We start from the raw sequence: 24802 nt of genomic DNA, 5'->3' as shown, positions 1-24802 counted from the left end.
AAGGTTAGCGGACAGCTTTCGCCATCCGTTTTTCGAAGCCGCTCCCGATGTGGGAGAGAGGCCAACAAATGATGAAGTAGATTATTCCAACGATCCCGAAGACGAGCAGCGGGCGGTAGGTCTGGTTCGAAATGATCTGTCCGGCGCGGGTCAGCTCGATGAAACCGACGATGGCTGCGAGCGATGTGCCCTTGATGAGTTGAACGAGAAATCCGATGGTTGCAGGCATCGAAATCTTCAGCGCCTGCGGCAGGACAACGTCCTTTATTCGGGAGACGTAATGCAGCCCGAGTGCGTTCGCGGCTTCGGTCTGGCCCTTCGGAACGGCCTCGATCGAGCCGCGCCAGATCTCGCCCAGGAAGGCACTGGCATGGAGGGTGAACGCGATGGCCACAGCGATCCATGCATTGACGTCGATGCCCAACAGCGCGACTCCGTAGTAGACGACGAAGAGCTGCATCAGGAGCGGCGTGCCCTGAAAGAGCGCGATGTAACCCGATGATGCGAAACGTGCGAAGCGGTTCTTCGACGTGCGCACCAAAGCGATCAGAACTCCAAATATGCCTCCGCCGACGAAGCCGATGATGGCCAGCAGCACAGTCCACTTCAGACCCTGCAAGAGGAAGAACAGCTCGTTTTCGCCAATGGGACCCATGAACGCCTCCTATCTGGTCGGGTAGTTGAAGTAGTAACGGGAGATAAGGGCGAAGATGCCCATCATCAGGCTCGAGATGACCAGGTAGATTGCGGTCACGCTGAAATAGACCTCGAAGCTTCGGAACGTGTCGGATTCGATCCGCTGCGCCGCCGAAGTCAGCTCGTAGGCCGCGATCGAAGTGCAGACCGAAGTCGTCAAGGTCAGCATCACGAACTGGCTGGTCAGGGACGGATAGATCGCCCGCAGAGCCGGCTTCAAAACGATCAGCCGGAACACATCGGCCTTATGCAAGCCCAACGCAAAGCCTGCCTCGACCTGGCCCTTGCTCACGCTTTCCACGCCGCCTCGAATGATCTCAATCGCATAGGCGCCGCCATTGATCCCCAGCGCGATGATGGCGGTAGCGGTAGGGCTCAGTCGGATTCCCATGAGGGGAAGCGCGAAGTAGATGAAGAATATCTGCACCAGGAAGGGTGTGTTTCGAACAACCTCGACGAAGCTCACCACCGGAGCTCGGACGAGTTTGTTCTTGGACGTTCTTGCAGCGACGCCGAGAATACCGATCACGAGCGCAAGGATCATTCCGGCGAATGCCAGACCGAGCGTCCCAAGCGAACCCCAAAACAATTCCGGGGCGCGGTCGAAGACCGCACCAAAATCGAACGTATAACCCATATGTTGACTTCCTCCCTCCGTCGCGGCTCACGCCTCGCCGGCGCCGGATCAGCGATCCGGCCCGAATAATTCTTCGGCCCTGTCGTACAGATGTTTCAAATGCGTCTCGGGCGCGGCAGAGCCCGCGAGCGGGACCTCCACCGAGATCGCCGCGGAGCCATCGACCGCTGCGACGAGTTCCTTCAACGGCAATTCGCCCTCTCCCGGTGCGAACCGCCCGCCTCTAGCTTCAGCGATCATCTCCTCTGATGTCACCGGCGCCGATCCAGCGACATCGCACAGTTGAACGTGCTTTACCCAGCCGATCTCGGTTCCGAGCGAAGCGAGCGTGCCGCCATTCCTGAAGAAATGTACTCCGTCGACGAGGACGCCGGCATTACGGGCACCACTCTCCTTCACAAGATTGACGCTGTCCCGAAAGGTTCTGATCACCCGCCAACCCATGTTTTCGATGTCGACAGCCAAGCCGTATCGGTCCGCGAGCCCGCAGAAATCCGAAAAGTTCGATACCAATCTGGCGTGATCAGGATCGTCTCCGCAGACACTAAGCCGGCGTGCTCCAATGTGCGCAGCCGTTGCGACGGTGGCCTCCACCGACGACGCGTCGAACGAGGGATCGATGACGAAGAACTCGATATCGAAAACCTCGACGCCTTCGCCGGCAAGCACGGATTTCAGCTCGCCTGCAGCCGAACCACCGACAGGCAGCTCGTAGTAAGGCGCACCAGGGAACGCCGGATTCAGCCTGAGCCCGATCCTGGAGAACCCTGCGCGGGCGGCGGTCTTCGCGAAATCCACCGGAGGCAGCAAAATCGATGAGAAATGCGCAACGCCAATCAGGCGCGCCGATTTCGATGCTGCGGCGGCCATCACGCGATTCCCTTCGTCGCGAGATGGTTGCGAAGATTGGTGCCGGTGCGATGAATATGCTGGCGGAGCTTCTCGCAGGCATAGTCGACATCACGCGCGACTGCGCCCTGGGCAATCTCGCTGTGCTCCTGCCCAACGTTGCGATCCCCCGACGTCCGGATCAGGAAGACTCGGCGATATCGGTCATTGAGATTGAGCAGAAGACTGCAGAAGTGAAGTAGCAGAGGTTTGCCGCAGCCCGAAATCAGGGTGAGATGGAATTCCCGGTGAAGCGCTTCCCACTGCTCCAGCGTTTCGGGACGAGCGGCGTCGCGCTCCGTGCGGTTTAGACGATGAAGTGCACGCATGATGTTGCCCTCCCATTCGACGTCGCCGAGACGGATGGATTCACGCAGCGCGAAAACCTCGAGTTCCTCGCGCAGGCTCGTGACCTCTTCGAGATTAGCCAGCGAGATCGGCGCGACGCGATAGCCTCTGTTATCCTGAAACTCGACCAGGCCGTCTGAAATGAGCCGGGCCAAGCCCTCCCGCAACGGGCTCAGACTGACGTTGAACGTCTTCCGCGCCTTGTCGAGATTGATCTTGCTGCCTGCTTCCAGTTCACCGGAGATGATCGCCTCCCGAAGGCGCGACGCGAGCTGACTGCCGATGGTGTTCTTGCCATCGTCGAGGAAGCCGGCTGACGGCCCGCCTTCTGTCAACGGCCCCAGAGAGCTGTCGTCGGCCGAGTCCATCTTTCCTCCCCAAACAATTCGGCTAAGTTTCGATGATCGATATAATAAACGATTATTCATGTCAACTTGATACATCAACAACCACTGGGTCGCCTGGCTTTGCGTCAGAACTAATCCGCTTTATCTAATTATTCCAGACATTTATTCCTTTGTTCAGGCATGCTTTCATCAGCTGTCAATCTAGATTACGCAGCAACTGCTTGACAAATAATCGATTATTTTGATACTCGAGCCTTATTGGGAGGTAGCCTTATGGCAATCAGAACCGAAAGCGAGTTGACGCCTGCCGTTCTCGCCGTGATGGACCGCACCGCAGATCCAAGGCTCCGGGAAATACTCGTTGCAATGGTGAAGCATCTCCACGCATTCGTGCGGGAAGTCAGGCTGTCGGAAGTCGAGTTTCGCGAAGCGACGGCTATCCTCAACGAAATTGGCCAGTTGCAGACCGACAGCCACAACGAGTTCGTGCTGATGGCCGGATCGCTTGGCGTCTCGTCGCTCGTCTGCCTGCTCAACAACGGCGACAACGGACAGACCGAGACTTCGCAGTCGCTGCTCGGGCCGTTCTGGCGCCTCAACTCTCCGCGGGTCGAGAACGGCGGAACCATCATCCGGTCGGAAACGCCTGGAACGCCCTTGTTCGTCCACGCGAAGGTGGTTGATCGGGTAGGCAAGCCCATCCCAGGCGCCGAGATCGACGTATGGCATGCCTCTCCCGTCGGTCTTTACGAGAACCAGGACCCGGACCAGGCGGAAATGAACCTGCGAGGCAAGTTCACCACGGACGACGAGGGTCGGTTCTGGTTCAGAACGGTCAAGATGGTGGGCTATCCAATCCCTATCGGCGGGGTCGTCGGTCGGCTTCTCCAAGCGCAAGGCCGCCATCCCTACCGACCCGCTCATCTGCACGCGCTGATCTTCAAACGGGGGTACAAAACCCTCATCTCCCAGGTCTTCGACCCGAGTGATCCGAACATCGAATCCGATGTGCAGTTCGGCGTCACCGCGGCTTTGACAGGCGACTTTGTCCGTCATGACGAGCCGCACCCGTCCGACACGGACGTCACTGGCCCGTGGTTCTCACTCGACTACACCTACGTCATGGAGCCAGGCGAGGCCATCCTGCCGCGTCCCCCGATCAAGTAACAGAACCAGCAGAGCCAAATCATGATTACCGAGAAGGAACGCCAAACGGCAGCCGACGCATTGCTGAAGGCAGAAACCGAACGCAGGCCCATCGTCCAGCCGAGCAAGACATATCCGAATTTGGAAATTGAAGACGCCTATCAGATCCAAGCGCTCTGGGCGCAGGCGCGGATTGCAAAGGGCGCGCGGATCGCGGGGCATAAAATCGGACTGACATCGCGGGCGATGCAGATGGCCTCGAAAATGACGGAGCCCGACTACGGCGTCATTCTCGACGACGCCCTCTATAACGACGGAGCGCAGATCAGCGCGGCGCTCTTCATCAAGCCTCGCCTCGAAGTCGAGCTCGCCTTCGTAATGGGTCAGGATCTCGAGGGGCCGAGCACTCGGATCTATGATGTCATGCGCGCGACGGAGTTTGTCGTTCCTGCGCTTGAGATCATCGATTACCGAACCGAAGTACCCAGAGCGATCACCGATACGATCGCCGACAACGCCGCCTTTGGAGCGATCGTCGTGGGCGGCCGCATCATCCGGCCGATGGATATCGACATCCGCTGGGTCGGCGCGACGCTTTCGAAAAACGGCATCATCGAAGAATCGGGTGTTTCCGCAGCCATCATGGGGCATCCGGCCGCAGGGATCGCCTGGCTCGTGAACAAGCTCCATGCCGTCGGAGGCGGCTTGAAGAAGGGCCAAATCGTGCTTGCCGGCTCATTCACCCGCCCCGTGGACATCGTCAAGGGCGATGTCATCCAAGCCGACTATGGTCCAGTCGGCTCCATCGGCGTCTCGTTCGTGTGAGGCGCCGATGGAACTTCCCGTCAATCACTTCAAACGGAAACTGAGAGCCGGTCAAAGCCAGATCGGTCTCTGGTGCGGCCTTCCCGGAAGCTACGCGGCGGAAATCGTTGCGCCGTCGGGCTTCGATTGGGTTCTGTTCGATACCGAGCACTCTCCGAGTGACGTCCTCACCGTCCTGCCGCAATTGCAGGCGGTCGCGCCTTACGACGTGTCCCCCGTCGTACGTCCGGCGTTCAACGATGCCGTACTGATCAAGCGCTTTCTGGATATTGGCGTCCAGACGCTCCTCATTCCCTATGTGCAGAACGAAGAGGAAGCGAAGGCAGCGGTCGCTGCCACACGGTATCCGCCGCACGGGATTCGCGGCGTCTCCGCCTTGACGCGCGCCACCCGCTTCGGGCGCGTGCCGAACTACGCGCGGAATGCCGAACAAGAGATCTGCCTGCTTCTGCAGATCGAGACCCGCGAGGCACTCGGCCAACTGGAGGCCATCGCCGCGGTCGAGGGCGTCGACGGCATCTTCATCGGCCCCGCCGATTTGGCGGCCAGCTTCGGTCATCCCGGCCAACCGGGACATCCCGAGGTGGTCGCGGCGATCGAAAACGCGATCGGACGCCTGAAAATTCTTGGAAAGCCGGCAGGCATTCTCACGCCGGACGAGACGTTCGCAGCCCGCTGCATTTCGCTCGGGACGTTGTTCACCGCCGTTGGCGTAGACGTCGCCCTCCTTGCAAGAGGATCGGAGGCGCTCGCAGCCCGGTTTGCATCTTAGGAGTTCGCGCCGATGCCGACGCGGAAGCAAGTTCTGTCCGAGATAGCGCCGACGGGCGTAATCCGGGCAGCCGTCAACATGTCGAATGCAGCGCTGGTCCGGTGGGACGATCACGCCGGCGCCTTGGTCGGTCCGAACGCTCGGATCGGTCGCAAAATTGCCGAGCAACTGGATTGCGGCCTGTCGCTGATCCAGTACGGCTCGGCCGCCGACATCCTCGCCGCTGCTGATCGCGGCGAGTGGGATATTGCTTTTATTGCCTCCGACCCATCGAGAGCCGACCTGTTTTCCTTCTCGCCCCCCTACATGTCCGTCAAAGCGACCTATCTGGTGCCCGAGGCTTCGTCGTTCCGCACGGTTGGCGATGTCGACATCGAAGGCGTGCAGGTCGCCTCCGCAAGAAGCGCCGCCTATACGAAGCAGCTCGAACGTATCCTTGAAAAAGCCACTGTCTCGCACACTGACAGCCCGGCGGCTGCCGTCCATCTCCTTGTCAGCTCGCGGTGCGACGCGGCTGCGGGGTTGACGGAATTCCTCGTTCAGATTTCGGAGAGAACTTCCGGCTTCCGGCTGGTGGAGGGAGCGTTCTCCGAAATTCCCCAGACGATCGCCGTGCAGCGAAGATCCATTCATGCCTCGGCCTTCTTTACGGATTTCATACGTCGTCTGAACGGAACTGCTGCGGCAGACCGTGACTTGGCCGGCGATGGTGAAGAGGATCTCGAATGATAGCGTCGGCGGAAACGGCTCGGGCTTTATCCCACTCGCCGAGCAAGCTACGCGTAAGCTAAAGGCTTCTCGATACCGCACCCGCCCCATTTCGAGCGCTGTAAACGGCCTGGTAATTGGGCGCCTGTGGACCTGGGCGAGCTCCCAACACCGACGGAACCCAGCCCTCAAGCCGGCAATTTCTCCTGCTCCGCATGGGCAAAAACCGAGGCCGGCATAGGACCCGCTGTCATCAGCGTGAAATCGAACGATCCCTTCATATCGGGCCCCAGCACATATTGCCGGTGGACGCGCAGCTGGTCCTTGCGGATTTTGCGATAGTGCTCGCGCGTCAACATCTGCTTGACGCGGATCAGGATCATCGTTGCCGGAGGTGCATCCGTATGGCCAGCAACGGCAACGACCGGCACCTTGTAGAAATTGATCGAATCCGTCAGGCACTGCACGTCGAGCCAGGAAATCTCCGGACAGCGGGCAATCAGCCCGACACGGGCGCGCAGCAGCGCAGCCGATGACAGCAGTGCGCATTGCAGGATGGCGCTGCCGAGGGTGGCGAACACCACGCGCTTGCCCTCGAAAATCTCCGGCTCCCTTTCCAGCAATATGCCGATCACATGGGCGGCAACGCTCGATCCCATGCTGTGCGAGGAGATCAGATATTCGTCCGCCTCCTCAGCCAGCGCCTTACGCACGGCGCTGGCGCGGTCTTCCAGCCAGTCGTTGAAATCGGCCCGGTCCATGCGGCCTAGCGCCACCGCCATTTTCCAATCGGCAAAAAGATGCAGCGTATGAAAGCGTTCGGAAAACGGCAGGAAGGCAAAGCTGAAGAAGCAGAGCGCAAGCGGCCCACTCCAGAGCATGTGCCAGGGAGAAAAACCGAGGCTATAGGGCATGATGGCGATCTGCGCCGTCAGCGCGATCGCCAGCCCGGTCAACAGGAACGGGAAGAGGAAGAACAGGCCGAAGCGCCAGGCATGGCGGAAATATCCGCGCATGCCGCCGTCCAGCACGATCTGGACGCAACTGCGGAAGCCCGCAACGATCTGGCTCGGCGTATTGCCGCTGCGCAGCCGACTGACCAGCGCGTCATGATCGACCATGTGAATCCGGCTCTTCGTCCGCCAGGCGGGGGAACCGGTCCCTGCCCCGTAGTCCGTCGTCACCTCGAAATTGAGGGGATCGCTTCCTGCCTCGGCCGCCCCCGTCTCAACCGAATAACCCCAGACGGTGGCACTCTGTCTGGCAGAGCGCTCGTAGCGTGCCCTGTGAGCAACGCCGTCAAGCGGCTCGAAGCCAGGGAAATGCAGGACGACCCGCTTCTCGATCAGTTTCATTCCACCTTCCAGCCGGCCAAATGGCCGGCATGTTGCATGCGATCCGGCTGCCCGGTCGCCAATATCGGCAAAAAAGCAGCTTGGCCTCGAAGCCGTCTTGCTAACCGAACTCTTCCGGAATTCAATAGCAGGCATGTCGTTTCCACCACGAACGGAGGGGTTTTGTGGCCGATCTAGTCAAAGAATTGATATCGGGCGTCGTCGACAGCGTGCTGAAGGAGATCCTGAAGAAAACCACCGGCCGCGCCACGACGAAGCGCAAAAAGCGAAAAACGCGCAGCGCGTCGACAACGGCTGCAGCGCGCAAGCCAGCCTCGACCGCCCGCAAGACGGCTGCGGCGACACGCAAGCCCGCCCGCAAGCAGGTCAGCAAGCGCCGCACCGCCGCCGGCCGCAGCCGTCAGCGCCGAAGCTAGCCGTGGGTGCTTTCGCAGGCACCGATCTTGCAGATTTCCCATATCCCGCGCCGGCTTCATGCCGCGGCAAAAAAGCCGGCGTCCGCCTATGCCGATATCAAACGGATTATCACGATGGAGGGCGGCACGTCTGGCAGATGAAACGCATTCTAAAAATCGTCCTGGCGGCACTGGTCGCGATCTGTCTGATCGCCGTTGTCGGCATCTACGCCTTGTCGGAGATGCGCCTTTCCAGAACCTATAACGTTGCGGCGGCCGATTTTACCGTCAAGACGACGCTGCCGCCTGAGGAAGCCGAACGCCGCGCCCGGACGCTGATGTGCGGCGGTTGTCATCACGATGCCGGCAACGTGTTGATCGACGGGCCCGGCCTCGGCCGCATCGTCGCACCGAACCTGACCCGCTTCGCCGATGTACAGCGATGCGGAGCTGGTGCGCCTCATCCGCCACGGCGTCAAGAAGGACGGCACCGGCGTCTTTATCATGCCGGCTGGCAATTTTGCCAATATCACCGAGGACGACATGGCGGCGATCCTCGCCTGGGTGCGCAGTCTGAAGCCGCTTCCCGACGCGGTGGACGGAGCGACGCAATGGGGACCGCTCGGCCGGATCGGCCTGGCGCTCGGCAAGGTCCCCTTCGAGGCCGATATCGTGCCGGCCGACCTCACGCCCGCCGCCACGCGCCCGGCCGATATCGGCGAATATGCCTTCAGGACCGATTGCAGCCACTGTCACAATCTCGATACCGCCAAACTGTCCGAAGCCTTTCTGGCACCGGCGCTGAGGCCTTTGGCGCAATCCTATTCGGCTGCTGATTTCAAGACGCTGCTGCGCACCGGCAAGGGTGTCGGAGGCCGCGATCTCGGCGTGATGACCCAGGTTTCACTATGGGATTTCAGATATTTTACAGATGCCGAAATCGAACAGATCCAAGCTTATCTCACCCGGCAACCGTAACGCGACGGCAACAATGAGGAAGTGGTCTGACCAAATTGGTCTTTTTTTGATTGGGGCGGCTGGAATTCCTGACTGCGCATGCTATCTAAGGTCAACGATTGAAACGGCGGGCCTTGAACCCGCCTGTTGAAAGGATCAGATCCCCATGAGCGGCATTAACGAATTCATCGACAACGAAATCAAGAGCAACGACGTCGTCCTCTTCATGAAGGGCACGCCGCAGTTTCCGCAGTGCGGTTTCTCCGGCCAAGTCGTGCAGATTCTCGATTACATCGGTGTCGACTACAAGAGCGTCAACGTGCTCGCTGATTCGGAAATCCGCCAGGGCATCAAGGATTATTCCAATTGGCCGACGATCCCCCAGCTTTACGTAAAGGGTGAGTTCGTCGGCGGCTGCGATATCGTCCGGGAAATGTTCCAGGCCGGTGAACTGCAGCAGCATCTCCAGGAAAACGGCATCACAGTGCGCGGCGCCGCCTGACCGGTCACCGGGCGTCCGCCCGGTTTCCAAATCTGTAATCTTGAGTCCGAGGCGCTGCAGCCAGCAGCGCCTTAGCCTGTTTATGGGAATTTCATTGTGACAGATTCATCACAAGCCGTGTCCGCGGGCCGCCTGCCCATGGGCAAGCGAGAGTTTATCGCGCTCGCCGCCTTCCTGATGGCCGTCAACTCTCTGGCGATCGATATCATGCTGCCGGCCTTGCAGCAGATCGGCGCGAGCCTCGGCGTCGAAAGCGAAAATCATCGCCAGTTCGTCGTCTCCACCTATCTGCTCGGTTTCGGCTGCGCCCAGTTGTTCTACGGGCCGCTTTCCGACCGTTTCGGCCGCCGCACGCCGCTTCTGATCGGTCTCGTCATCTATATCGCTTCCGCCGTCAGCATCGTCTTCGTCCCCTCTTTCGCCGGACTGCTGGTGCTGCGCTTCGTCCAGGGCATCGGCTCGGCGGCAACCCGCGTCATCACCGTCTCCATTGTCCGCGATATTTATGGCGGCCGGCAGATGGCCGAAGTCATGTCGCTGATCATGATGGTCTTCATGATCGTGCCGGTGATTGCACCAGGTACCGGCCAGATCGTCATGTTCTTCGGCAACTGGCACCTGATCTTCCTCTTCATCGCCGCCATGGCGACTGCTATCGCCGTCTGGGCCTACCTTCGCCTGCCGGAAACCCTGCATCCCGCCAATGTCCGCCCCTTTACCGCCCGCTCGATCTTCGGCGCCTTCAAGCTGGTCCTGACCAACCGGATCGCCCTCTGCTACACCATCGCCAGCACCTTCATCTTCGGCGCGCTGTTCGGCTTCATCAACTCCGCCCAGCAGGTCTATGTCGGCATTTATGATCTCGGCGTCTATTTCCCCTTCGCCTTTGCCGGCGTGGCGGTCTTCATGTCGCTGTCATCCTTCTTCAATTCGCGCTTTGTCGGCAAGCTCGGAATGCGTCGCCTGTCGCACGGCTCGCTCATCGGCTTCATCGCCATCAACACCATCTGGCTGATCGTCCAGATGGCGAGTTCCGAGCCGATGCCTTTTGCTCTGTTTATCTCCTTTTTCGGCCTTGCGATGTTCCAGTTCGGCTGGATCGGCTCGAACTTCAACTCGCTGGCCATGGAGCCACTCGGCCATGTCGCCGGCACCGCCTCCTCCGTTCTCGGCTTCATGAGCACGGTCGGCGGCGCCCTCATCGGCGCCGGCATCGGTCAGGCCTTCGACGGCACCGCGCTGCCGATGGTCGCCGGTTATTTCACCGTGTCGATCATCGGGCTCGTCTTCGTACTGATCGCCGAGAAGGGCCGCCTCTTCCAACAGCAGAATCCGGCCGTCTGAACGGCCCACCTCTGAACGGCCACCTCCTCCGCATCCGGGATTTCACCACATGACGCCGCCGCATAAACCGCACCAGGAAAACCAGGGCTCCCGCCGCATCGGCATGGGCTTTGGCGAATTCGTCGTCACCATCGCCATCATGACCGCCAGCGTCGCCATGGCCATCGACAGCATGTTGCCGGCATTGCCCAATATCGGCCATTCCCTTGGCGTCACCAATACCAACGACGCGCAGCTGATCATCGGCGTGTTCCTCCTGGGCTTCGGCGTCTCGCAGATATTCTTCGGCAGTCTTTCGGATACGTTCGGCCGCCGTAACATCCTGCTCGGCGGTCTCGTCTGCTACGTGATCGGCATGTTTGCCGCCGCAGCAACCGGAAGCTTCGAAATGCTGCTCGTCATGCGCTTCATCCAGGGTGTCGGCGGCGCGGCGGTGCGCATCACCACCATGGCGATCGTGCGCGACTGCTTCGGCGGCCGCGAAATGGCCCGTGTCATGTCTTATGTCATGATCGTCTTCATGATCGTGCCGATCGTGGCCCCCTCCGTCGGCCAACTGATCATCACCTATGCCAACTGGCATTGGATCTTTATTCTGCTCGGCGTCATCGCTACCATCCTGTTCGTCTGGGCGCTTCTGCGGCTGAAGGAATCGTTGCCGCCGGAAGAGCGGCTGCCGCTGTCGGTCGGCTCTGTCGTCGATGGCTTCAAGACCGTGCTCACCAACCGCATCACCTGCGGCTACATGATCGGGCTCACCATGTTCACCGGCGTCATTAGCGCCTATGTGATCTCGGTGCAGCAGGTCTTCGGCGAGGTTTATGGCCTTGGCGACTGGCTGCCGATCGCCTTTGCGGCCACCGCCGGCGGCATCGCGGTCGCCAATTTCGCCAACGGCTTCTTCGTCCGCACATTCGGCATGCGCCGCATCTCGCACGCCGCCCTGCTGATCTTCACGGCGCTCTCGGCTGTCGGTTTTTTCTATTCGCTGGCCGGCAAGCCGGATTTCGCCATCGCCTACGGCATTTTCACCGTCGTGCTGATGATGTTTGCGCTGATCGCCACCAATTTCACCGCCATCAGCCTCGAGCCGATGGGCAATCTCGCCGGCACGGCGACCGCCATCACCGGCTTCGTCTCGACGACCTTCGGCACCATCCTCGGCGGCCTGGTCGGCCAGATGTTCAACGGCACTGTGCAGCCGCTCTTCGCCGGCTTTGCGATTTTTGGTCTGCTGACGATCGCAGCCACGCTTTGGGCAGAAAACGGCAAGCTCTTTACCCATCCCGGCGACAGCCCGCAGCTCGATCCGGGGGCTGCCCACTTCTGAGACAATCCTGTCAGCCGCGTAGCTCTGGCCGGTGCAAAGGTGTTCTCGATCTAAGGGGCAAAGGCATTGGATGATCGAATTCTGACCAGGCCCTACGCGCCAGCTGACGCGGACGCGACAATCGATATTTTTCTGCGCGCCATCCGGGAGGTCTCATCGAAAGATTATTCGCCCGCTAAGGTCGAGGCTTGGGCAAAGGTGGAAGATCGCGGCCTATGGGCGGAGCGCAGGATCAGCAGGCCCGTCTGGATGGCGGAAATCGACGGAGAGCCGGTGGGCTTTTCCGATCTGACAGCCGACGGATGTTTGGACATGATGTTCGTCCACCCTGAATTTCAGGGGCTTGGTGTCGCAAGCAGCCTGTTGAGCCGGGTCGAGGAGGAAGCTCGGACGCTCGGATTCAGGCGAATATATACGGAAGCCAGCCGAACCGCGCGGCCGTTTTTCGAGCGCAAGGGTTTCCGCGTGATATCAAGACAAACCGTCGAGAAACGCGGGCAAAGCCTGGAAAACTTCCTCATGGAAAAGCTCTACGCGGACTAAGCATCAACGGCCTATAACAGACGCCCGAGACCCCCATTCCCCCGTCGCAGGATACGGCCGCAAGATCAGTGTTCTGCGGCCGACTTTTCAGGGTTCAGATCGTGACGACCTCACGGCGCAGCACCTCCCACGAGGCCTTGTCGGGCGCAACCAGGAGCCCGCCATCGAGATGGTGCGGCAGGTAGGGAGAACCGTCGAAACGGGCGGCATGGGCGCCGGCCTCCTGCGCGATCAGCGTGCCGGCCAGGTGATCCCAAGGCATCAGCTTGTTGTACATCAGGTAATGCACATGGCCGCCCGCAAGGGTGCGGTATTCATGAGCCGCGCAGCGGTAGTTGGTGAGGAAGCGCACCTTGGCGAGATTGCCGAGAATTTCAGCCCGTTTCTCCTGCGGCAGGTAGCCTGTCGAGGCCATACCGACCATCTGGTCGAGCGCGACAGGCTCGGCCGCGCGCAACCGCCGCGCTTCGCCATCCGGCCGCCGCAGCCAGGCGCCGCCACCCTTTTCCGCCATGACCCAGTCGTCGCCCATCGGATCGTAGATGATCCCGGCAACGGTCTCGCCGCCTGATATGACCGAGGCCATCACGCCGAAGGCCGGGATACCGGCAGCGAAATTGAAGGTGCCGTCGACCGGATCGACGACGATGGCGAGATCGGCATCTGCGAGCCTGCCGAGCAAATCAGGCTCGGCTGCGACCGATTCTTCGCCGACGAACAGCGCCCCGGGCCAGAGCCGCTCCGCTTCCGCCTTGATCATCCGTTCGGCCTGCTCATCGGCCTCGGTGACGAGATCGGTCGCCTCGCTCTTGGCACGCACCTCGTCCTGGCCGAGCCGGCGGAAGCGCGGCAGGATTTCCGCCTTCGCTGCACGGCGCAAGAGATCGGCAAGAACGGTCACGTTGACGGTCGCAGTCATGTCAAATCCTTTCGGTCCGGTCCTTTTGGGGAGGGCCTCAAATCAGATGCCGACGATCTCGCGGCGGATCAGCTGCCAACTTTCCTTGTCGGGCGCTGAGATGATGCCACCCGTTGTCTCGCCCGGGCGATAGGGCGTTCCGTCGAATTTGGCCGTATGGCCGCCGGCCTCCTGATGAGCGAGCACGCCGGCCAGATGATCCCAGGGCATCAGTTTCGCATGGCCGATGAAATGCATCTTGCCGGAAGCGGCCATCCAATATTCGTAAGCCGAGCAATTAAAGGCGAAGGTCATTCGGGCCTTTGCCATGTTGGCTGAGATGCGCGAGCGATCCGGATCTTCCATATGCCCCCATGAGAAGCCACCGACCATCTGGTTCAAGGCGGCAGGCTCAGCCACCTTCAGCCTGCTCGATTGCCCGTCCCATCGCGTCAGGAAGGCGCCCGCCCCCTTGATCGCCGTGACCGTGTCTCCGAGAACCGGATCGTAAATGATGCCGGCGACCGTCTCGCCCTTGACGGTCACCGCGAGCATCGTCCCGAAAACCGGAAACCCGGCGGCGAAATTGAACGTGCCGTCGACGGGATCGATGACGAAGGCAAGCTCGGCATCGGCAAGTGCCGACACTACCGACTTGTCGGCGTCATAGGCCTCCTCGCCGACGACCAATGCTGCTGGAAAGCGCTCTTTCAGTGCCGCCGTGATCCTATGTTCGGCGAGCAAATCCGCCTGCGTCACGACATCGATCGCCGAAGTTTTTTCCGAGACATCGGCAGCGCCGAGATTGCGAAAACGCGGCATGATTTCGATGCGCGCCGCCTCCCTGACGCATTCGCCGAGGAAAAGAATGTCCGTGTCAGAAATAGTCATGCGAAATTTGTCCTTGATGCAATGATCAGCCTGCATAGCCAGCCTCTCATGAAGGATCGGCGACACCAAGGCTGGAAAAGTCGAAAAGTTTTGGATCGAGCAGATGCGACGGGTTCACATGCGAAAGCGCCCGCAGCATCGTGTCCTTGCGCCCCGGCATGCGTCGCTCGATATCGGCGAGCATATCCTTCATCGCATTGCGCTGCAGCCCGTCCTGCGAACCGCAGAGATCGCAGGGGATGATCGGGAACTGCATGGCGGCGGCGAACTTCGCGAGATCGTCCTCGGCGGCATAGGCGAGCGGCCGCAGCACCATCAGGTCGCCCTCGTCGTTCAGAAGCTTCGCCGGCATGGAAGCAAGCCGCCCGCCGTGGAAGAAATTCATGAAGAAGGTTTCGAGAATGTCCTCGCGGTGATGGCCAAGCACCAGCGCATCGCAGCCCTCTTCCCGGGCGACGCGGTAGAGATTGCCACGGCGCAGCCGCGAACACAGCGAGCAATAGGTCGCGCCTTCCGGCACCTTCTCCTTCACGATCGAATAGGTATCCCGATATTCGATCCGGTGCCGGACGCCGATCTTCGTCAGGTAGTTCGGGAGCACGTGCTTCGGAAAGTTCGGCTGGCCCTGATCGAGATTACAGGCGATCAACTCGACCGGCAGCAGGCCGCGCCACTGCAGGTCGAGCAGCAGCGCCAGCAGCCCGTAGGAATCCTTGCCGCCGGAAAGGCCGACCAGCCAGCGCTTCTGTCCCTTCAGCATGTCGAAATCGTCGAAGGCCTGGCGCACTTGCCTGAGCAGCCGCTTGCGCAGCTTATTGAAGGAGACCGAGCGCGGCGCATCGGCAAACAGCGCATGGCCGATGCCGCTGTCGGCTTCGCCGGCTTCCAGGTCGTCCGCGATATTGGCTGCGATATTCATTGCTTCGTCCTATCGAAGGTCTGCCTGCCTTAACAGAAAGTCGTGCGCCAACACAGTGTCAATCGCCGAAAACCGACCAGCCGGTGCGTGCCGCAAGCATCTCAAGCGCCACAGCGCCGAGCTGCGAATTGCCGACCTTGTTGAGCCCCGGCGACCACACCGCGATCGAGGCAATGCCGGGCGCCACCGCGAAGATGCCGCCGCCGACGCCGCTCTTGCCGGGCAGGCCGACATGGTAGGCAAAATCACCAGAGCCGTCATAATGGCCACAGGTCAGCATCAACGCATTGATGCGCCGCGCCCGCTTCGGCGACACCACCGAATGACCGGTCATCGGATTGCTGCCGCGTGCCGCCAGGAACAACCCGGCGCGGGCCAGCTGCTCGCAGCTCATCGCGAGCGCGCATTGATGAAAATAGACGCCGAGCACGTGATCGACGGGATGGTCGAGATTGCGGTAGGCGCGCATGAAGTTGGCAAGCGCGACATTGCGGTATCCCGTCTGCGTTTCCGAGCGCGCCACCTTGTCGTCGATGGTGATCGATTCGTCATCGGCGAGATAACGCACGAAGCGCAGCAATTCGCCGATCGCCTCGCGCGGCGCATGACCGGCCATGACGACGTCGGAAACAGCGATCGCGCCGGCATTGATGAAGGGATTGCGCGGGATGCCGCTCTCATGCTCGAGCTGGACGATCGAGTTGAACGCCGATCCCGATGGTTCGCGCCCGACGCGCTTCCACAGGCTCTCACCGACCTTGCCGAGCGCCAGCGTCAACATGAAGACTTTGGATATGCTCTGGATCGAGAAGGCGATACCGGCATCGCCGACACGATAGACCTTGCCGTCGACGGTAACGATCGCCATGCCGAACTGCCGTGGATCGACCTTGGCGAGCTCGGGAATATAGTCGGCGACCTTGCCCTCGCCGACCCGCGGCAGGATATCGCTGTAGATGCTATCGAGGGTCGCCTGCAAATCCGTCATCGCTTCTCTCCGAATAACAAAAAAGCCGCCCGAAAGAGCGGCTTTTCCATAAGCGAAAACGCCTGGTTTTTCTTAACGCGAATAGAATTCGACAACCAGCTGCGGTTCCATGACGACCGGGAACGGAACGTCGCTGAGCGTCGGGACGCGGCCGAAGGTAGCGACCATCTTGTGGTGATCGGCTTCGATATAATCCGGAACGTCGCGCTCGGCGAGGCTGACGGCCTCCAGAACGGTCACCAGCTGCTTCGACTTCTCGCGAACTTCGATAACATCCCCGGCCTTGCAGCGATAAGAACCGATGTTGACGCGTACGCCGTTGACAGTGACGTGGCCATGGTTGACGAACTGACGGGCAGCAAAGACCGTCGGAACGAACTTGGCGCGATAGACGATCGCGTCGAGGCGAGATTCCAGAAGACCGATCAGGTTTTCCGAGGTGTCGCCCTTGCGGCGAGAGGCTTCGGCGAAGATCGCGCGGAACTGCTTTTCGCGCAGGTCGCCATAATAACCCTTGAGCTTCTGCTTGGCGCGCAGCTGCACGCCGAAGTCCGAAAGCTTGCCCTTGCGGCGCTGGCCGTGCTGGCCCGGGCCGTATTCGCGGCGGTTTACCGGAGACTTCGGACGGCCCCAGATGTTTTCGCCCATACGGCGGTCGATTTTGTACTTGGACGATTCGCGCTTGCTCATCGCATTTCCTTTCAAAAGTTTATGGCGATTTGTTACCAAACCGCACGAAGGAAACACGCCCTCCTCTGATCTCTTCCGAAATCTGACAGGATATTCCGGTTACGCGAACTGGAACCATCCACGGGACATGTCAAATGAAACACCGGACATTGCTGCCCGGTGCTTGGCGCGGTCTTTAGAGGGCCGTCATGAAAATGTCAACAGCGGCAAAGATTGAAAGCGCCACTATTCCGCCGCCAGCGGCTGGTCGCCCGTGTCGGGCGCGTTGGCATCGCCCGGCGCCGTCTGGCAGTTCATGTCGGGGAAAGCCACAATGCGCTTGCCGGAGAAATCCGTATGCACGACGACGATCCCTTGCTCCTCGAAATAGCCGAGCAGGCGCCGCGCACGGCGGGCGGAGTGGGTGCCGTAGGCGCGGGCAATGCGGGCGTCCGATGGGCACGCCTCACCGCAGGCGGCAGCCTTGGCGAGCATCAGGAAGACGCCCTGCAGGTCGTCGGTAACCCCAGACGACAGCGACAGCGCCGTCGCCCACGCGTCGGTCGCGGCTGTCGCGGCATCGACGCCCGAGCGGGAGATCGCCACACGCCGGCGGAAATCCGGCAGCGCGATCGGCGGTCCCGGCACGCGGCGCATGCGCAGCCGCACGAGAAAATCCTGGTAGAGCACCGAATCGGTGCGGAAAGCGGAGGTGGGATCGTCGAGGATTTCGGCAAGCACGCCGGCAAGGCGCTCCTCTCGCTCCTCGGTGGAGATCTCCACCGGGCTCGCCCTCGCCTCGACCGGTGCCGGTGATGCCGCCGGTGTCGAGCGCGAGAGCTCCGCCAGTATATCGGTGGTCGGCCGCGGCGCCGGCGGCGCGCGGCGCACCAGCGGACGCTGGAACTCCTCCGGGTCGGGCGTGAAGATCAGATCCTCGACATCCTGTGGCGCATCCGGCAGCGGCATCAGCTTCGGGCTGGAAGAGCGCGCCGAGGTCTCCACCGCGCCGATCTGGATCGGCAGCGGCCGGCGCGACAGCGCAGGGCCAAGGGCAACGAAATTGCCGCGCTTCAGGTCCCGGAACATCTCGGCCTGGCGCCGATCCATGCCGAGCAGGTCGGCGGCACGCGCCATGTCGATATCGAGAAAGGTGCGGCCCATCAGGAAGTTCGAGGCCTCGGCCGCGACATTCTTGGCGAGCTTGGCAAGCCGCTGCGTCGCGATCACCCCGGCAAGCCCACGTTTGCGGCCGCGGCACATCAGGTTGGTCATCGCGCCGAGCGACATCTTGCGCGCATCTTCCGAGACGTCGCCGCCGACCGACGGTGCAAACATCTGCGCCTCGTCGACGACGACGAGAACCGGATACCAATACTCGCGATCGGCATCGAACATGCCGTTGAGGAAGGCGGCGGCGGCGCGCATCTGCTGCTCGATATCGAGGCCTTCGAGCGTCAGCACGCAGGAAACGCGATGCTGGCGGATGCGATTGGCAATACCCGCCAATTCCGCCTCGGTGCGCTCACCATCGACGACGACATGGCCGAACCTGTCGCTGAGAGTGACGAAATCGCCCTCGGGATCGATGATGACCTGCTGCACCCATTGCGCGGATTGCTCGAGCAGGCGGCGCAGGAGATGCGACTTGCCCGACCCGGAATTGCCCTGCACGAGCAGGCGCGTCGCCAGCAGCTCCTCGATATCGAGCGTCGCCGGGCTGCCGGACGCCAATCCCATATCGATGCCAACCTGCAATGCTGATCCTCGCGGCGAAGAGACTCAATGAACGAACCGCCATTCTTCCGAAACGGCAAGGCCCCGTCTATCAAAGAATCTAGTGATTTTCAGGGTCGGATTTCGCCAACCCACAGGACAATTTCCGCTTATGCCTTTAAGCCGAATCCCTGCATCAGCCGCCGTGTGGCGAAATCCTGCTGGCCGGAGGTGAAGACCGCAAAGTCGAAATTATCCGGATGGACGGCATCGGCAACCAGCGGCACCAGTGTGCGGGCGCGCCGCGCAATCGCTTCGGCAGGATCCAGCCAGTCTACCGGCCATGGGGCAAGCCGGCGGAAAAGATTGGCCATGAAAGGATAATGCGTGCAAGCGAGTACGACGATATCGGTTTTCTGACCGTCCTTATCGACGAAGCACTGGTCGATTTCGGCGAGCACGGCCTCATCGGAGACGGCATCGCCGCGAATATAGGCCTCGGCCATGCGCGCAAGGTTCTCCGAGCCGACGAGGCGGACATGGCATTGCTGCGCAAAGGACTGGATGAGATCGCGTGTATAGGCCCGCTTCACCGTGCCCGGGGTCGCCAGCACCGAAACCAGGCCCGATCGCGTGCGCTCCGCCGCCGGTTTGATCGCCGGCACGGTGCCGACGAAGGTCATCTGCGGAAAAGCGGAGCGCAGATCGGCGCCGACGAGCGTGAAGGCGGTATTGCAGGCGATGATGCAGACTTCGGGATCATAATCCATCAGCAGCTTGCCGAAGAGCCCGATGATCCGCTCTTTCAGTGCCTGCTCCTCCCAGCCGCCATAGGGAAATCCGGCATCGTCGGCGACATAGATGAAGCCTCGCTCCGGCATCAGGACGCGCGCCTCGCGCAGCACGGTCAGCCCCCCGATGCCGGAATCGAAGAGGAGGATGGGTTTCAGCTCACGCGTCGTCGCTGTCATCTGGTGGTGTTTCCTTGGCCGGTTTCGGGAACCTGCCGCCGCGCGGGCTCTTGCGCGAGAAGCGGTCGAGGGAGGAGATGACGCCGCGCAACACGCTGATTTCCTGCTCCGTGAAAGCCCGGCGGGATAGAACGGCACGGAGATTGTCGACCATTTTCGGCTTTTTCCCGGCAGGATGGAAATATCCGCGCGCATCGAGCGCTTCTTCCAGCTGGTCGAACAGGCCGAAGAGCTGTTCCTTGGTCGAGGGCGTCTGCCCCATTGCCTGGAACGGCACGGCGCCGACATCTTCCATGCCGGATTTCATCCATTCATAGGACATCAGCAGCACGGCCTGGGCGATGTTCAGCGAGGCAAAGGCCGGGTTGACGGGAAAGGTGACGATCTCGTCTGCAAGCGCCACTTCCTCGTTGGTCAGCCCCCAGCGCTCGCGCCCGAAAAGAATGCCGGTGCCCTCGCCCGCCCGGAATTTTGCCCGGAGCGTCTCGGCGGCGATGACGGGAGAACGCACCGGCTTATAACCGTCGCGCTCGCGCGCCGTCGTCGCATAGACGAAGTTGAGATCGGCCACCGCCTGCTCCAGCGTGTCGTAGACCTTCGTGGCCTCGATCACATGATCGGCCTTGGAAGCGGTCGCCAGCGCCTTTTCATTCGGCCAGCCATCGCGGGGATTGACAAGGCGCAGTTCGGCAAGGCCGAAATTCGCCATGGCCCGCGCCACCATGCCGATATTCTCGCCCATCTGCGGCTCGACCAGAATGATGGCCGGCCCCTCGGCCAGAAGTTGACGTTCGCTGTTCGTGCCTGCCATGGTCCTATCCCTGTTTTGAGCGCGCAATAGCCTCGCCGGCAGCAAACGGCAAGACATCGGCCTGCGGATAAAGCCTTTCCAGCGCCGAACCGATCATTTCGAGCCCCAGCCTGGCGCCGTCTCGGGACACCGGCAGATGTCGCCCTGTCGTCCGCGATGCCTTGCGCTCGATCAGGAAACACGTCGAGCCGCGCGGAGCTGCCGTATCGATCAGCGCCTGATCTGCTGCAATCAGCGTTTTCAGATTGTCGCCAGCATCAGACGCTTCGTAGCTCTTCGCCAGGATTCGCGCCCAGTATGTACAGGACAGGAAGATCGCCAGCGTCTGCCGGATCTGGCCGGGCCGCGTCACCACCGACCAGGAGGAGCCGAGTGGCCGCGCCGCAACCGTCACATCGCGGTAACAGGCATCGATCTTCTGCGACAGCGCGATCAGCTCGAAACTGCTCTTGCCCTCGCCAAGCGCCCCAAGCAGATCGCGCAGCGCCTGGAACCAGCGGGCGAGTGCGGCATCGAGCGCGCCGCGCGTACGTGTGGGAAAGACGATGAAGGCGACTGCCGTTCCGGCTACCGCGCCGATCACGGTTTCGCCGATCCGCAGCTTCAACAGCTCGAGTGTCAGCACGCCGGTCATGCCGTAGACCAGGCAGAGCACAATCGAGATGAAGAAGGTCATCGTCGCGTAAGAGACCTGCAGGAAATAAAAGGCGAGGAAGATGCAGACGACGGCGACCGGAATGGCGATCGCCTGTTCACCGGAAATCAGCGTCGCCAGCCCAAGACCAAAGGCGATGCCGAACACGGTGCCGAGCGAGCGCGACAGCGCCTTCATCGCCGTATCGCCGCGCGAATTGGTGTTGGTGAAGACGAGGAAAGAGGCGAGCACGGCCCAGAACCAGCGCTCGCGCGACAAGAGCAGGCCGAAGCCCATAGCGATTGCCGAGGCGAGCGTGATCTGCAGCGCCGAGCGCAGCAGCGGATTGCCGAATGAAAAGTCGATCGGCTGGGATTGCCCCGTCTCGCTGATCGTATCGATGCCGGAAAAGCTGGAGGCCTGCCCCTCGTCGATCGCCTGCGTCAGTTGCTGCCGCGCCTCGCCAAGCCAGAGCAGTGCCCGCACTGTCTCGCTCTGCGGCTGATCCCGGATTGATTCCGCCATCCCGTCATAGGTGGCAAGCTCGGCCCTATCGGCCTCGATCACGGCGTGAACGAGCGCAAAAGGCGGCGGGCTCTGGAAACTCAGCACGATGGCGCTCTCGGCGGCAAGATGTGCATCGAAGAGCCGGATCGCCAGCTCGGCTGCAGGTTCAGCGGCACCGTCGAAGACGCCGGCCGGCGGGCGCGGAATGAAGGTCTCCGCCATCAGCACCACCTCCTTCAGCCGGTCTTCCAGCTGGCGCAGTTCCTGCCGGTCGGCGTCACCAACCTCGGCTCTGCCGGCGATGGCGGCGAGCTTGAAGAGGATCTGGTTGATCCGGCCCCTGACGCTTTCGAGCGAGCGCAGCAGGTCGCGCCGCCAATCGTCGGGCAGGATCACCGCCCTCACCAGATGACCGACCAGCACCGAGACGACGGGGCCGATCGCCACCTCCGGCAGATCGGCCAGCGAAGGCCGGAAATAGGCGCCCATGAAATAGGAGGTGAAGGCGAACATGCCGATGGCAAAACCGCGCGGCCCGAACACCCGTCCCGCCGATGCAAGCGCGATCACCACCAGGAAGACGAGATCGGAGAGAAAACGGCTATCCTCGAGCCCGGCCGCGACAGCGACGATGGCAAGGCTTGCGACACAACCGAGGAGCCGCGTCACCAACTGGCGCGCATTTCCCTTATCGCGCGCGGCAATTCCGCCTTCGATCGACAGCACGATGCCGAGGCCGAAAGCCGCAGTCGGCAGCGGCAGAACAAGAGTATGGATGGCAAGCAGGATCAGGAACGAGAGGACGATCGCCAGTGTCACCCGCGAGGCCATGCGCAGACGCGAAAGCGCCGGATCGTTGGCAAGCAGCCAGTCACGAAGCTGAAAACCGGAAAACAAATGCAAGAGCCCTCATGCCGCGGAAGGATCGACAGATATCGCCGCAAAACGCAAATCAAACCATCGGAGAACCGGTCGGAACAATAGCCCGGCATCGATTTTCCGCTATAGATCAAATGTCGCGCGCCTATTGGCCCTTGGCAATCAGCGCCATCGTCGCCTTCAGTGAATCTCGGCCCTGCGTTTCGATATTCTCGGTGACGACATCGTCGATGACAGATGTACCGCCTTCTTCGATCACCTCGAAACGGACGGTCGTATAGTCCTTGGCATCGGGCGCTTCCGAGCAGGCCGATTTCTTGAAGCGCACAGTCACCTCAGCCGTCCCGTTGACCGCAGGCGCGGCCGCCATCGTTAGATCCTCCAGTGGGCATGCATCCTGACCGTTGACGATGACATCGTAGTCGAACGGCGATATGCCATCGTCATCGACCGCGGGAAATTGCGCGGCGGCCTGATACTTGGCGACGAAATCCTTGCTGTAGAGGCGCGTGAGACGGCTTGCATCGAAGATGTCGCTCCAGTCGCCGCTATTGTCGGCCCAGTTGCTCCTGGTCGCGTCCATGATCTCCTTCACGGGCGCCGTGGCATCGGCCGCATGGACGGCACCTGAAAAGGCGATAAGGCTTGCGATAACAAGGGCGATTGTCTTCATGGTCGAATGTTCCGGGCGGGCAAATCAAGGCGGACACTAGCCAGATTTCCGCGCTTGGCAATGCCGGCAAAAACGCATGCTCGAACCCGTTGCAGCTTTGCGTTCCCGGTTCACAATGCTATAGCGCTCCTCATCACGTCACCCACCCGGGACCCCCGTCCCCATTCAAGCTCGAACGAGGCAGATACATGAACAAGATCAAGGTCGCCAATCCCGTCGCCGATCTCGACGGCGATGAAATGACGCGCATCATCTGGCAGCTTATCAAGGACAAGCTGATCCATCCGTATCTCGACCTCGACATCGACTATTTCGACCTCTCCGTCGAAAATCGCGACGCCACCAACGACCAAGTGACCGTCGATGCCGCCAACGCCATCAAGAAGTACGGCGTCGGCATCAAATGCGCGACGATCACGCCCGATGAAGCCCGTGTCAAGGAATTCAACCTCAAGGAAATGTGGAAGAGCCCGAACGGCACGATCCGCAACATTCTCGGCGGCGTCATTTTCCGCGAGCCGATCATTTGCAAGAACGTGCCGCGCCTGGTTCCCGGCTGGACCCAGCCGATCGTTGTCGGCCGTCACGCCTTCGGCGACCAGTATCGCGCCACCGACTTCAAATTCCCCGGCAAGGGCAAGCTGACCATCAAGTTCGTCGGCGAAGACGGCACCGTCATCGAAAAGGAAGTCTTCAACGCGCCGGGTTCCGGCGTCGCCATGGCGATGTACAACCTCGACGAGTCGATCCGCGAATTCGCCCGCGCTTCGATGATGTACGGCCTGATGCGCAAGTGGCCGGTCTATCTGTCGACCAAGAACACCATTCTCAAGGCCTATGACGGCCGCTTCAAGGATATCTTCGAAGAAGTCTACGAGACCGAATTCAAGGATCAGTTCAAGGAAGCCGGCATCACCTACGAACACCGCCTGATCGACGACATGGTCGCCTCGGCGCTCAAGTGGTCGGGCGGCTACGTCTGGGCTTGCAAGAACTATGACGGCGACGTCCAGTCCGATACGGTCGCCCAGGGCTTCGGCTCGCTCGGCCTGATGACCTCGGTTCTGCTGACGCCAGACGGCAAGACGGTCGAAGCCGAAGCCGCCCACGGCACGGTCACCCGCCACTACCGCCAGCATCAGAAGGGCCAGGAAACCTCGACGAACTCGATCGCTTCGATCTTCGCCTGACCCGTGGCCTCGCGCACCGCGCCAAGCTCGACGACAATGCCGAGCTTGCCCGCTTCGCTTCGACGCTGGAAAAGGTCTGCGTCGACACCGTCGAATCCGGCTTCATGACCAAGGATCTGGCGCTGCTCATCGGTCCGGATCAGCCGTGGCTCTCGACCACCGCCTTCCTCGACAAGATCGACCAGAACCTGCAGAAGGCCATGGCGTAATCGGGGCTTTTCGGAATAGCATTGAAACGGCGGGGAAATCCCCGCCGTTTTTCG

At 61.1% G+C, this 24802-nt stretch carries 24 protein-coding genes and 2 pseudogenes; 11 read left to right on the top strand and 15 right to left on the bottom strand.

From position 1 onward, the window contains the following. Nucleotides 1-4: 4 nt before the first annotated feature. From FFM81_RS09845 to FFM81_RS09830, 4 genes are read right to left on the bottom strand one after another with little or no spacing between them, the layout of a single operon-like run. The gene (locus tag FFM81_RS09845) at nt 5-655 is read right to left on the bottom strand and encodes an amino acid ABC transporter permease (RefSeq protein ID WP_003568944.1); all 651 of its coding nucleotides are present in this window, start codon (nt 653-655) and stop codon (nt 5-7) included. A 9-nt stretch (nt 656-664) separates the two neighbouring features. Continuing rightward, nucleotides 665-1333 (bottom strand): amino acid ABC transporter permease, encoded by a 669-nt coding sequence (locus tag FFM81_RS09840; protein ID WP_003568946.1) that lies wholly within the window; start codon nt 1331-1333, stop codon nt 665-667. Nucleotides 1334-1381: 48 nt separating this feature from the next. Continuing rightward, nucleotides 1382-2203: a sugar phosphate isomerase/epimerase family protein gene (locus FFM81_RS09835; RefSeq protein ID WP_003568948.1), complete on the bottom strand. Its 822-nt coding sequence runs from the start codon at nt 2201-2203 to the stop codon at nt 1382-1384. Beyond that, nucleotides 2203-2937, bottom strand: a complete 735-nt coding sequence (locus FFM81_RS09830; RefSeq protein ID WP_003568949.1) for a GntR family transcriptional regulator — start codon at nt 2935-2937, stop codon at nt 2203-2205. The genes FFM81_RS09835 and FFM81_RS09830 overlap by 1 nt, the downstream gene beginning before the upstream one ends. 252 nt (nt 2938-3189) lie before the next feature. On the opposite strand from FFM81_RS09830, the gene FFM81_RS09825 reads away from it, so the two are divergent. Genes FFM81_RS09825 through FFM81_RS09810 form a run of 4 tightly spaced genes read left to right on the top strand, consistent with a single transcriptional unit; the run spans nt 3190 to nt 6388 of the window. Then, nucleotides 3190-4083 carry a dioxygenase family protein gene (locus tag FFM81_RS09825; RefSeq protein ID WP_003568951.1) on the top strand — a complete coding sequence of 298 codons (894 nt, stop codon included), beginning with the start codon at nt 3190-3192 and terminating at the stop codon, nt 4081-4083. 21 nt (nt 4084-4104) lie between these two features. Further along, nucleotides 4105-4887 carry a 2-oxo-hept-4-ene-1,7-dioate hydratase gene (gene hpaH, locus FFM81_RS09820; protein WP_128398532.1) on the top strand — a complete coding sequence of 261 codons (783 nt, stop codon included), beginning with the start codon at nt 4105-4107 and terminating at the stop codon, nt 4885-4887. A 7-nt stretch (nt 4888-4894) separates the two neighbouring features. Beyond that, nucleotides 4895-5659 carry a 4-hydroxy-2-oxoheptanedioate aldolase gene (gene hpaI / locus FFM81_RS09815; RefSeq protein ID WP_003568954.1) on the top strand — a complete coding sequence of 255 codons (765 nt, stop codon included), beginning with the start codon at nt 4895-4897 and terminating at the stop codon, nt 5657-5659. Nucleotides 5660-5671: 12 nt separating this feature from the next. Beyond that, nucleotides 5672-6388, top strand: a complete 717-nt coding sequence (locus FFM81_RS09810) for a transporter substrate-binding domain-containing protein (protein ID WP_138384234.1) — start codon at nt 5672-5674, stop codon at nt 6386-6388. Nucleotides 6389-6555: 167 nt separating this feature from the next. Here the strand turns inward: FFM81_RS09810 and FFM81_RS09805 are convergent, their stop codons facing one another. After that, nucleotides 6556-7722, bottom strand: coding sequence for a hypothetical protein (locus FFM81_RS09805; protein ID WP_138384233.1), 1167 nt, complete (start codon nt 7720-7722; stop codon nt 6556-6558). A 164-nt stretch (nt 7723-7886) separates the two neighbouring features. Here FFM81_RS09805 and FFM81_RS09800 point away from each other — a divergent pair, with 164 nt between their 5' ends. From FFM81_RS09800 to FFM81_RS09775, 6 genes and pseudogenes are all read left to right on the top strand, one after another. Beyond that, entirely contained in the window at nt 7887-8138 is a 252-nt protein-coding gene (locus FFM81_RS09800) for a hypothetical protein (protein ID WP_003568959.1), read from the top strand. A gap of 137 nt (nt 8139-8275) precedes the next feature. Then, nucleotides 8276-9095: pseudogene (locus tag FFM81_RS09795) on the top strand (c-type cytochrome). Between the two features lie 145 nt (nt 9096-9240). Further along, nucleotides 9241-9576 (top strand): Grx4 family monothiol glutaredoxin, encoded by a 336-nt coding sequence (gene grxD, locus FFM81_RS09790; protein WP_003579551.1) that lies wholly within the window; start codon nt 9241-9243, stop codon nt 9574-9576. A 138-nt stretch (nt 9577-9714) separates the two neighbouring features. Then, on the top strand, nt 9715-10920 hold the full coding sequence (locus tag FFM81_RS09785) for a multidrug effflux MFS transporter (RefSeq protein ID WP_138384389.1): 1206 nt from the start codon (nt 9715-9717) through the stop codon (nt 10918-10920). Nucleotides 10921-10969: 49 nt separating this feature from the next. Beyond that, the gene (locus FFM81_RS09780; RefSeq protein WP_138384232.1) at nt 10970-12250 is read left to right on the top strand and encodes a multidrug effflux MFS transporter; all 1281 of its coding nucleotides are present in this window, start codon (nt 10970-10972) and stop codon (nt 12248-12250) included. Between the two features lie 66 nt (nt 12251-12316). Continuing rightward, nucleotides 12317-12793 (top strand): GNAT family N-acetyltransferase, encoded by a 477-nt coding sequence (locus FFM81_RS09775; protein WP_138384231.1) that lies wholly within the window; start codon nt 12317-12319, stop codon nt 12791-12793. Between the two features lie 94 nt (nt 12794-12887). Here the strand turns inward: FFM81_RS09775 and FFM81_RS09770 are convergent, their stop codons facing one another. The 10 genes from FFM81_RS09770 to FFM81_RS09725 all read right to left on the bottom strand — a co-directional run bounded on the left by FFM81_RS09770 (nt 12888) and on the right by FFM81_RS09725 (nt 23349). After that, nucleotides 12888-13712, bottom strand: a complete 825-nt coding sequence (locus FFM81_RS09770) for an inositol monophosphatase family protein (protein ID WP_138384230.1) — start codon at nt 13710-13712, stop codon at nt 12888-12890. A 42-nt stretch (nt 13713-13754) separates the two neighbouring features. Beyond that, entirely contained in the window at nt 13755-14582 is an 828-nt protein-coding gene (locus FFM81_RS09765; RefSeq protein ID WP_138384229.1) for an inositol monophosphatase family protein, read from the bottom strand. A 46-nt stretch (nt 14583-14628) separates the two neighbouring features. Beyond that, nucleotides 14629-15501: a tRNA 2-thiocytidine(32) synthetase TtcA gene (gene ttcA, locus FFM81_RS09760; RefSeq protein WP_003568972.1), complete on the bottom strand. Its 873-nt coding sequence runs from the start codon at nt 15499-15501 to the stop codon at nt 14629-14631. Nucleotides 15502-15559: 58 nt separating this feature from the next. Beyond that, a complete protein-coding gene (locus FFM81_RS09755) occupies nt 15560-16489 on the bottom strand; it encodes a glutaminase (RefSeq protein ID WP_025416280.1) in 930 nt (309 codons plus the stop codon). A 72-nt stretch (nt 16490-16561) separates the two neighbouring features. After that, nucleotides 16562-17179, bottom strand: coding sequence for a 30S ribosomal protein S4 (gene rpsD / locus FFM81_RS09750; protein ID WP_003568975.1), 618 nt, complete (start codon nt 17177-17179; stop codon nt 16562-16564). Between the two features lie 225 nt (nt 17180-17404). Further along, complete coding sequence (locus FFM81_RS09745) at nt 17405-18916, bottom strand: helicase HerA domain-containing protein (protein ID WP_138384228.1); 1512 nt, start codon at nt 18914-18916, stop codon at nt 17405-17407. Between the two features lie 128 nt (nt 18917-19044). Beyond that, nucleotides 19045-19845, bottom strand: a complete 801-nt coding sequence (gene murI, locus FFM81_RS09740) for a glutamate racemase (RefSeq protein WP_003568979.1) — start codon at nt 19843-19845, stop codon at nt 19045-19047. After that, nucleotides 19826-20656 carry an RNA methyltransferase gene (locus FFM81_RS09735; protein WP_025416281.1) on the bottom strand — a complete coding sequence of 277 codons (831 nt, stop codon included), beginning with the start codon at nt 20654-20656 and terminating at the stop codon, nt 19826-19828. Before FFM81_RS09735 ends, murI begins: the two co-directional genes overlap by 20 nt. A 4-nt stretch (nt 20657-20660) precedes the next feature. Further along, nucleotides 20661-22700 carry an FUSC family protein gene (locus tag FFM81_RS09730; protein WP_173883772.1) on the bottom strand — a complete coding sequence of 680 codons (2040 nt, stop codon included), beginning with the start codon at nt 22698-22700 and terminating at the stop codon, nt 20661-20663. A gap of 121 nt (nt 22701-22821) precedes the next feature. Continuing rightward, nucleotides 22822-23349, bottom strand: coding sequence for a hypothetical protein (locus FFM81_RS09725; protein WP_003568984.1), 528 nt, complete (start codon nt 23347-23349; stop codon nt 22822-22824). Nucleotides 23350-23537: 188 nt separating this feature from the next. On the opposite strand from FFM81_RS09725, the pseudogene FFM81_RS09720 reads away from it, so the two are divergent. Beyond that, a pseudogene (locus FFM81_RS09720) lies at nt 23538-24748 on the top strand (NADP-dependent isocitrate dehydrogenase). Nucleotides 24749-24802: the final 54 nt, after the last annotated feature.

Source organism: Rhizobium hidalgonense (genome assembly GCF_005862185.2).
Taxonomy (GTDB): domain Bacteria; phylum Pseudomonadota; class Alphaproteobacteria; order Rhizobiales; family Rhizobiaceae; genus Rhizobium; species Rhizobium hidalgonense.
This window is presented reverse-complemented; position numbering and strand designations above follow the sequence as displayed.

What these genes read in the sequence shown, in the direction of transcription:
- FFM81_RS09765 (WP_138384229.1), bottom strand. Translation starts at nt 14,582, where the DNA reads ATGACTATTTCTGACACGGACATTCTTTTCCTCGGCGAATGCGTCAGG.
- FFM81_RS09780 (WP_138384232.1), top strand. Translation starts at nt 10,970, where the DNA reads ATGACGCCGCCGCATAAACCGCACCAGGAAAACCAGGGCTCCCGCCGC.
- FFM81_RS09810 (WP_138384234.1), top strand. Translation starts at nt 5,672, where the DNA reads ATGCCGACGCGGAAGCAAGTTCTGTCCGAGATAGCGCCGACGGGCGTA.
- grxD (WP_003579551.1), top strand. Translation starts at nt 9,241, where the DNA reads ATGAGCGGCATTAACGAATTCATCGACAACGAAATCAAGAGCAACGAC.
- FFM81_RS09785 (WP_138384389.1), top strand. Translation starts at nt 9,715, where the DNA reads ATGGGCAAGCGAGAGTTTATCGCGCTCGCCGCCTTCCTGATGGCCGTC.
- FFM81_RS09845 (WP_003568944.1), bottom strand. Translation starts at nt 655, where the DNA reads ATGGGTCCCATTGGCGAAAACGAGCTGTTCTTCCTCTTGCAGGGTCTG.
- hpaH (WP_128398532.1), top strand. Translation starts at nt 4,105, where the DNA reads ATGATTACCGAGAAGGAACGCCAAACGGCAGCCGACGCATTGCTGAAG.
- rpsD (WP_003568975.1), bottom strand. Translation starts at nt 17,179, where the DNA reads ATGAGCAAGCGCGAATCGTCCAAGTACAAAATCGACCGCCGTATGGGC.
- murI (WP_003568979.1), bottom strand. Translation starts at nt 19,845, where the DNA reads ATGACAGCGACGACGCGTGAGCTGAAACCCATCCTCCTCTTCGATTCC.
- FFM81_RS09770 (WP_138384230.1), bottom strand. Translation starts at nt 13,712, where the DNA reads ATGACTGCGACCGTCAACGTGACCGTTCTTGCCGATCTCTTGCGCCGT.
- hpaI (WP_003568954.1), top strand. Translation starts at nt 4,895, where the DNA reads ATGGAACTTCCCGTCAATCACTTCAAACGGAAACTGAGAGCCGGTCAA.
- ttcA (WP_003568972.1), bottom strand. Translation starts at nt 15,501, where the DNA reads ATGAATATCGCAGCCAATATCGCGGACGACCTGGAAGCCGGCGAAGCC.
- FFM81_RS09735 (WP_025416281.1), bottom strand. Translation starts at nt 20,656, where the DNA reads ATGGCAGGCACGAACAGCGAACGTCAACTTCTGGCCGAGGGGCCGGCC.
- FFM81_RS09725 (WP_003568984.1), bottom strand. Translation starts at nt 23,349, where the DNA reads ATGAAGACAATCGCCCTTGTTATCGCAAGCCTTATCGCCTTTTCAGGT.
- FFM81_RS09835 (WP_003568948.1), bottom strand. Translation starts at nt 2,203, where the DNA reads ATGGCCGCCGCAGCATCGAAATCGGCGCGCCTGATTGGCGTTGCGCAT.
- FFM81_RS09825 (WP_003568951.1), top strand. Translation starts at nt 3,190, where the DNA reads ATGGCAATCAGAACCGAAAGCGAGTTGACGCCTGCCGTTCTCGCCGTG.
- FFM81_RS09830 (WP_003568949.1), bottom strand. Translation starts at nt 2,937, where the DNA reads ATGGACTCGGCCGACGACAGCTCTCTGGGGCCGTTGACAGAAGGCGGG.
- FFM81_RS09805 (WP_138384233.1), bottom strand. Translation starts at nt 7,722, where the DNA reads ATGAAACTGATCGAGAAGCGGGTCGTCCTGCATTTCCCTGGCTTCGAG.
- FFM81_RS09755 (WP_025416280.1), bottom strand. Translation starts at nt 16,489, where the DNA reads ATGACGGATTTGCAGGCGACCCTCGATAGCATCTACAGCGATATCCTG.
- FFM81_RS09840 (WP_003568946.1), bottom strand. Translation starts at nt 1,333, where the DNA reads ATGGGTTATACGTTCGATTTTGGTGCGGTCTTCGACCGCGCCCCGGAA.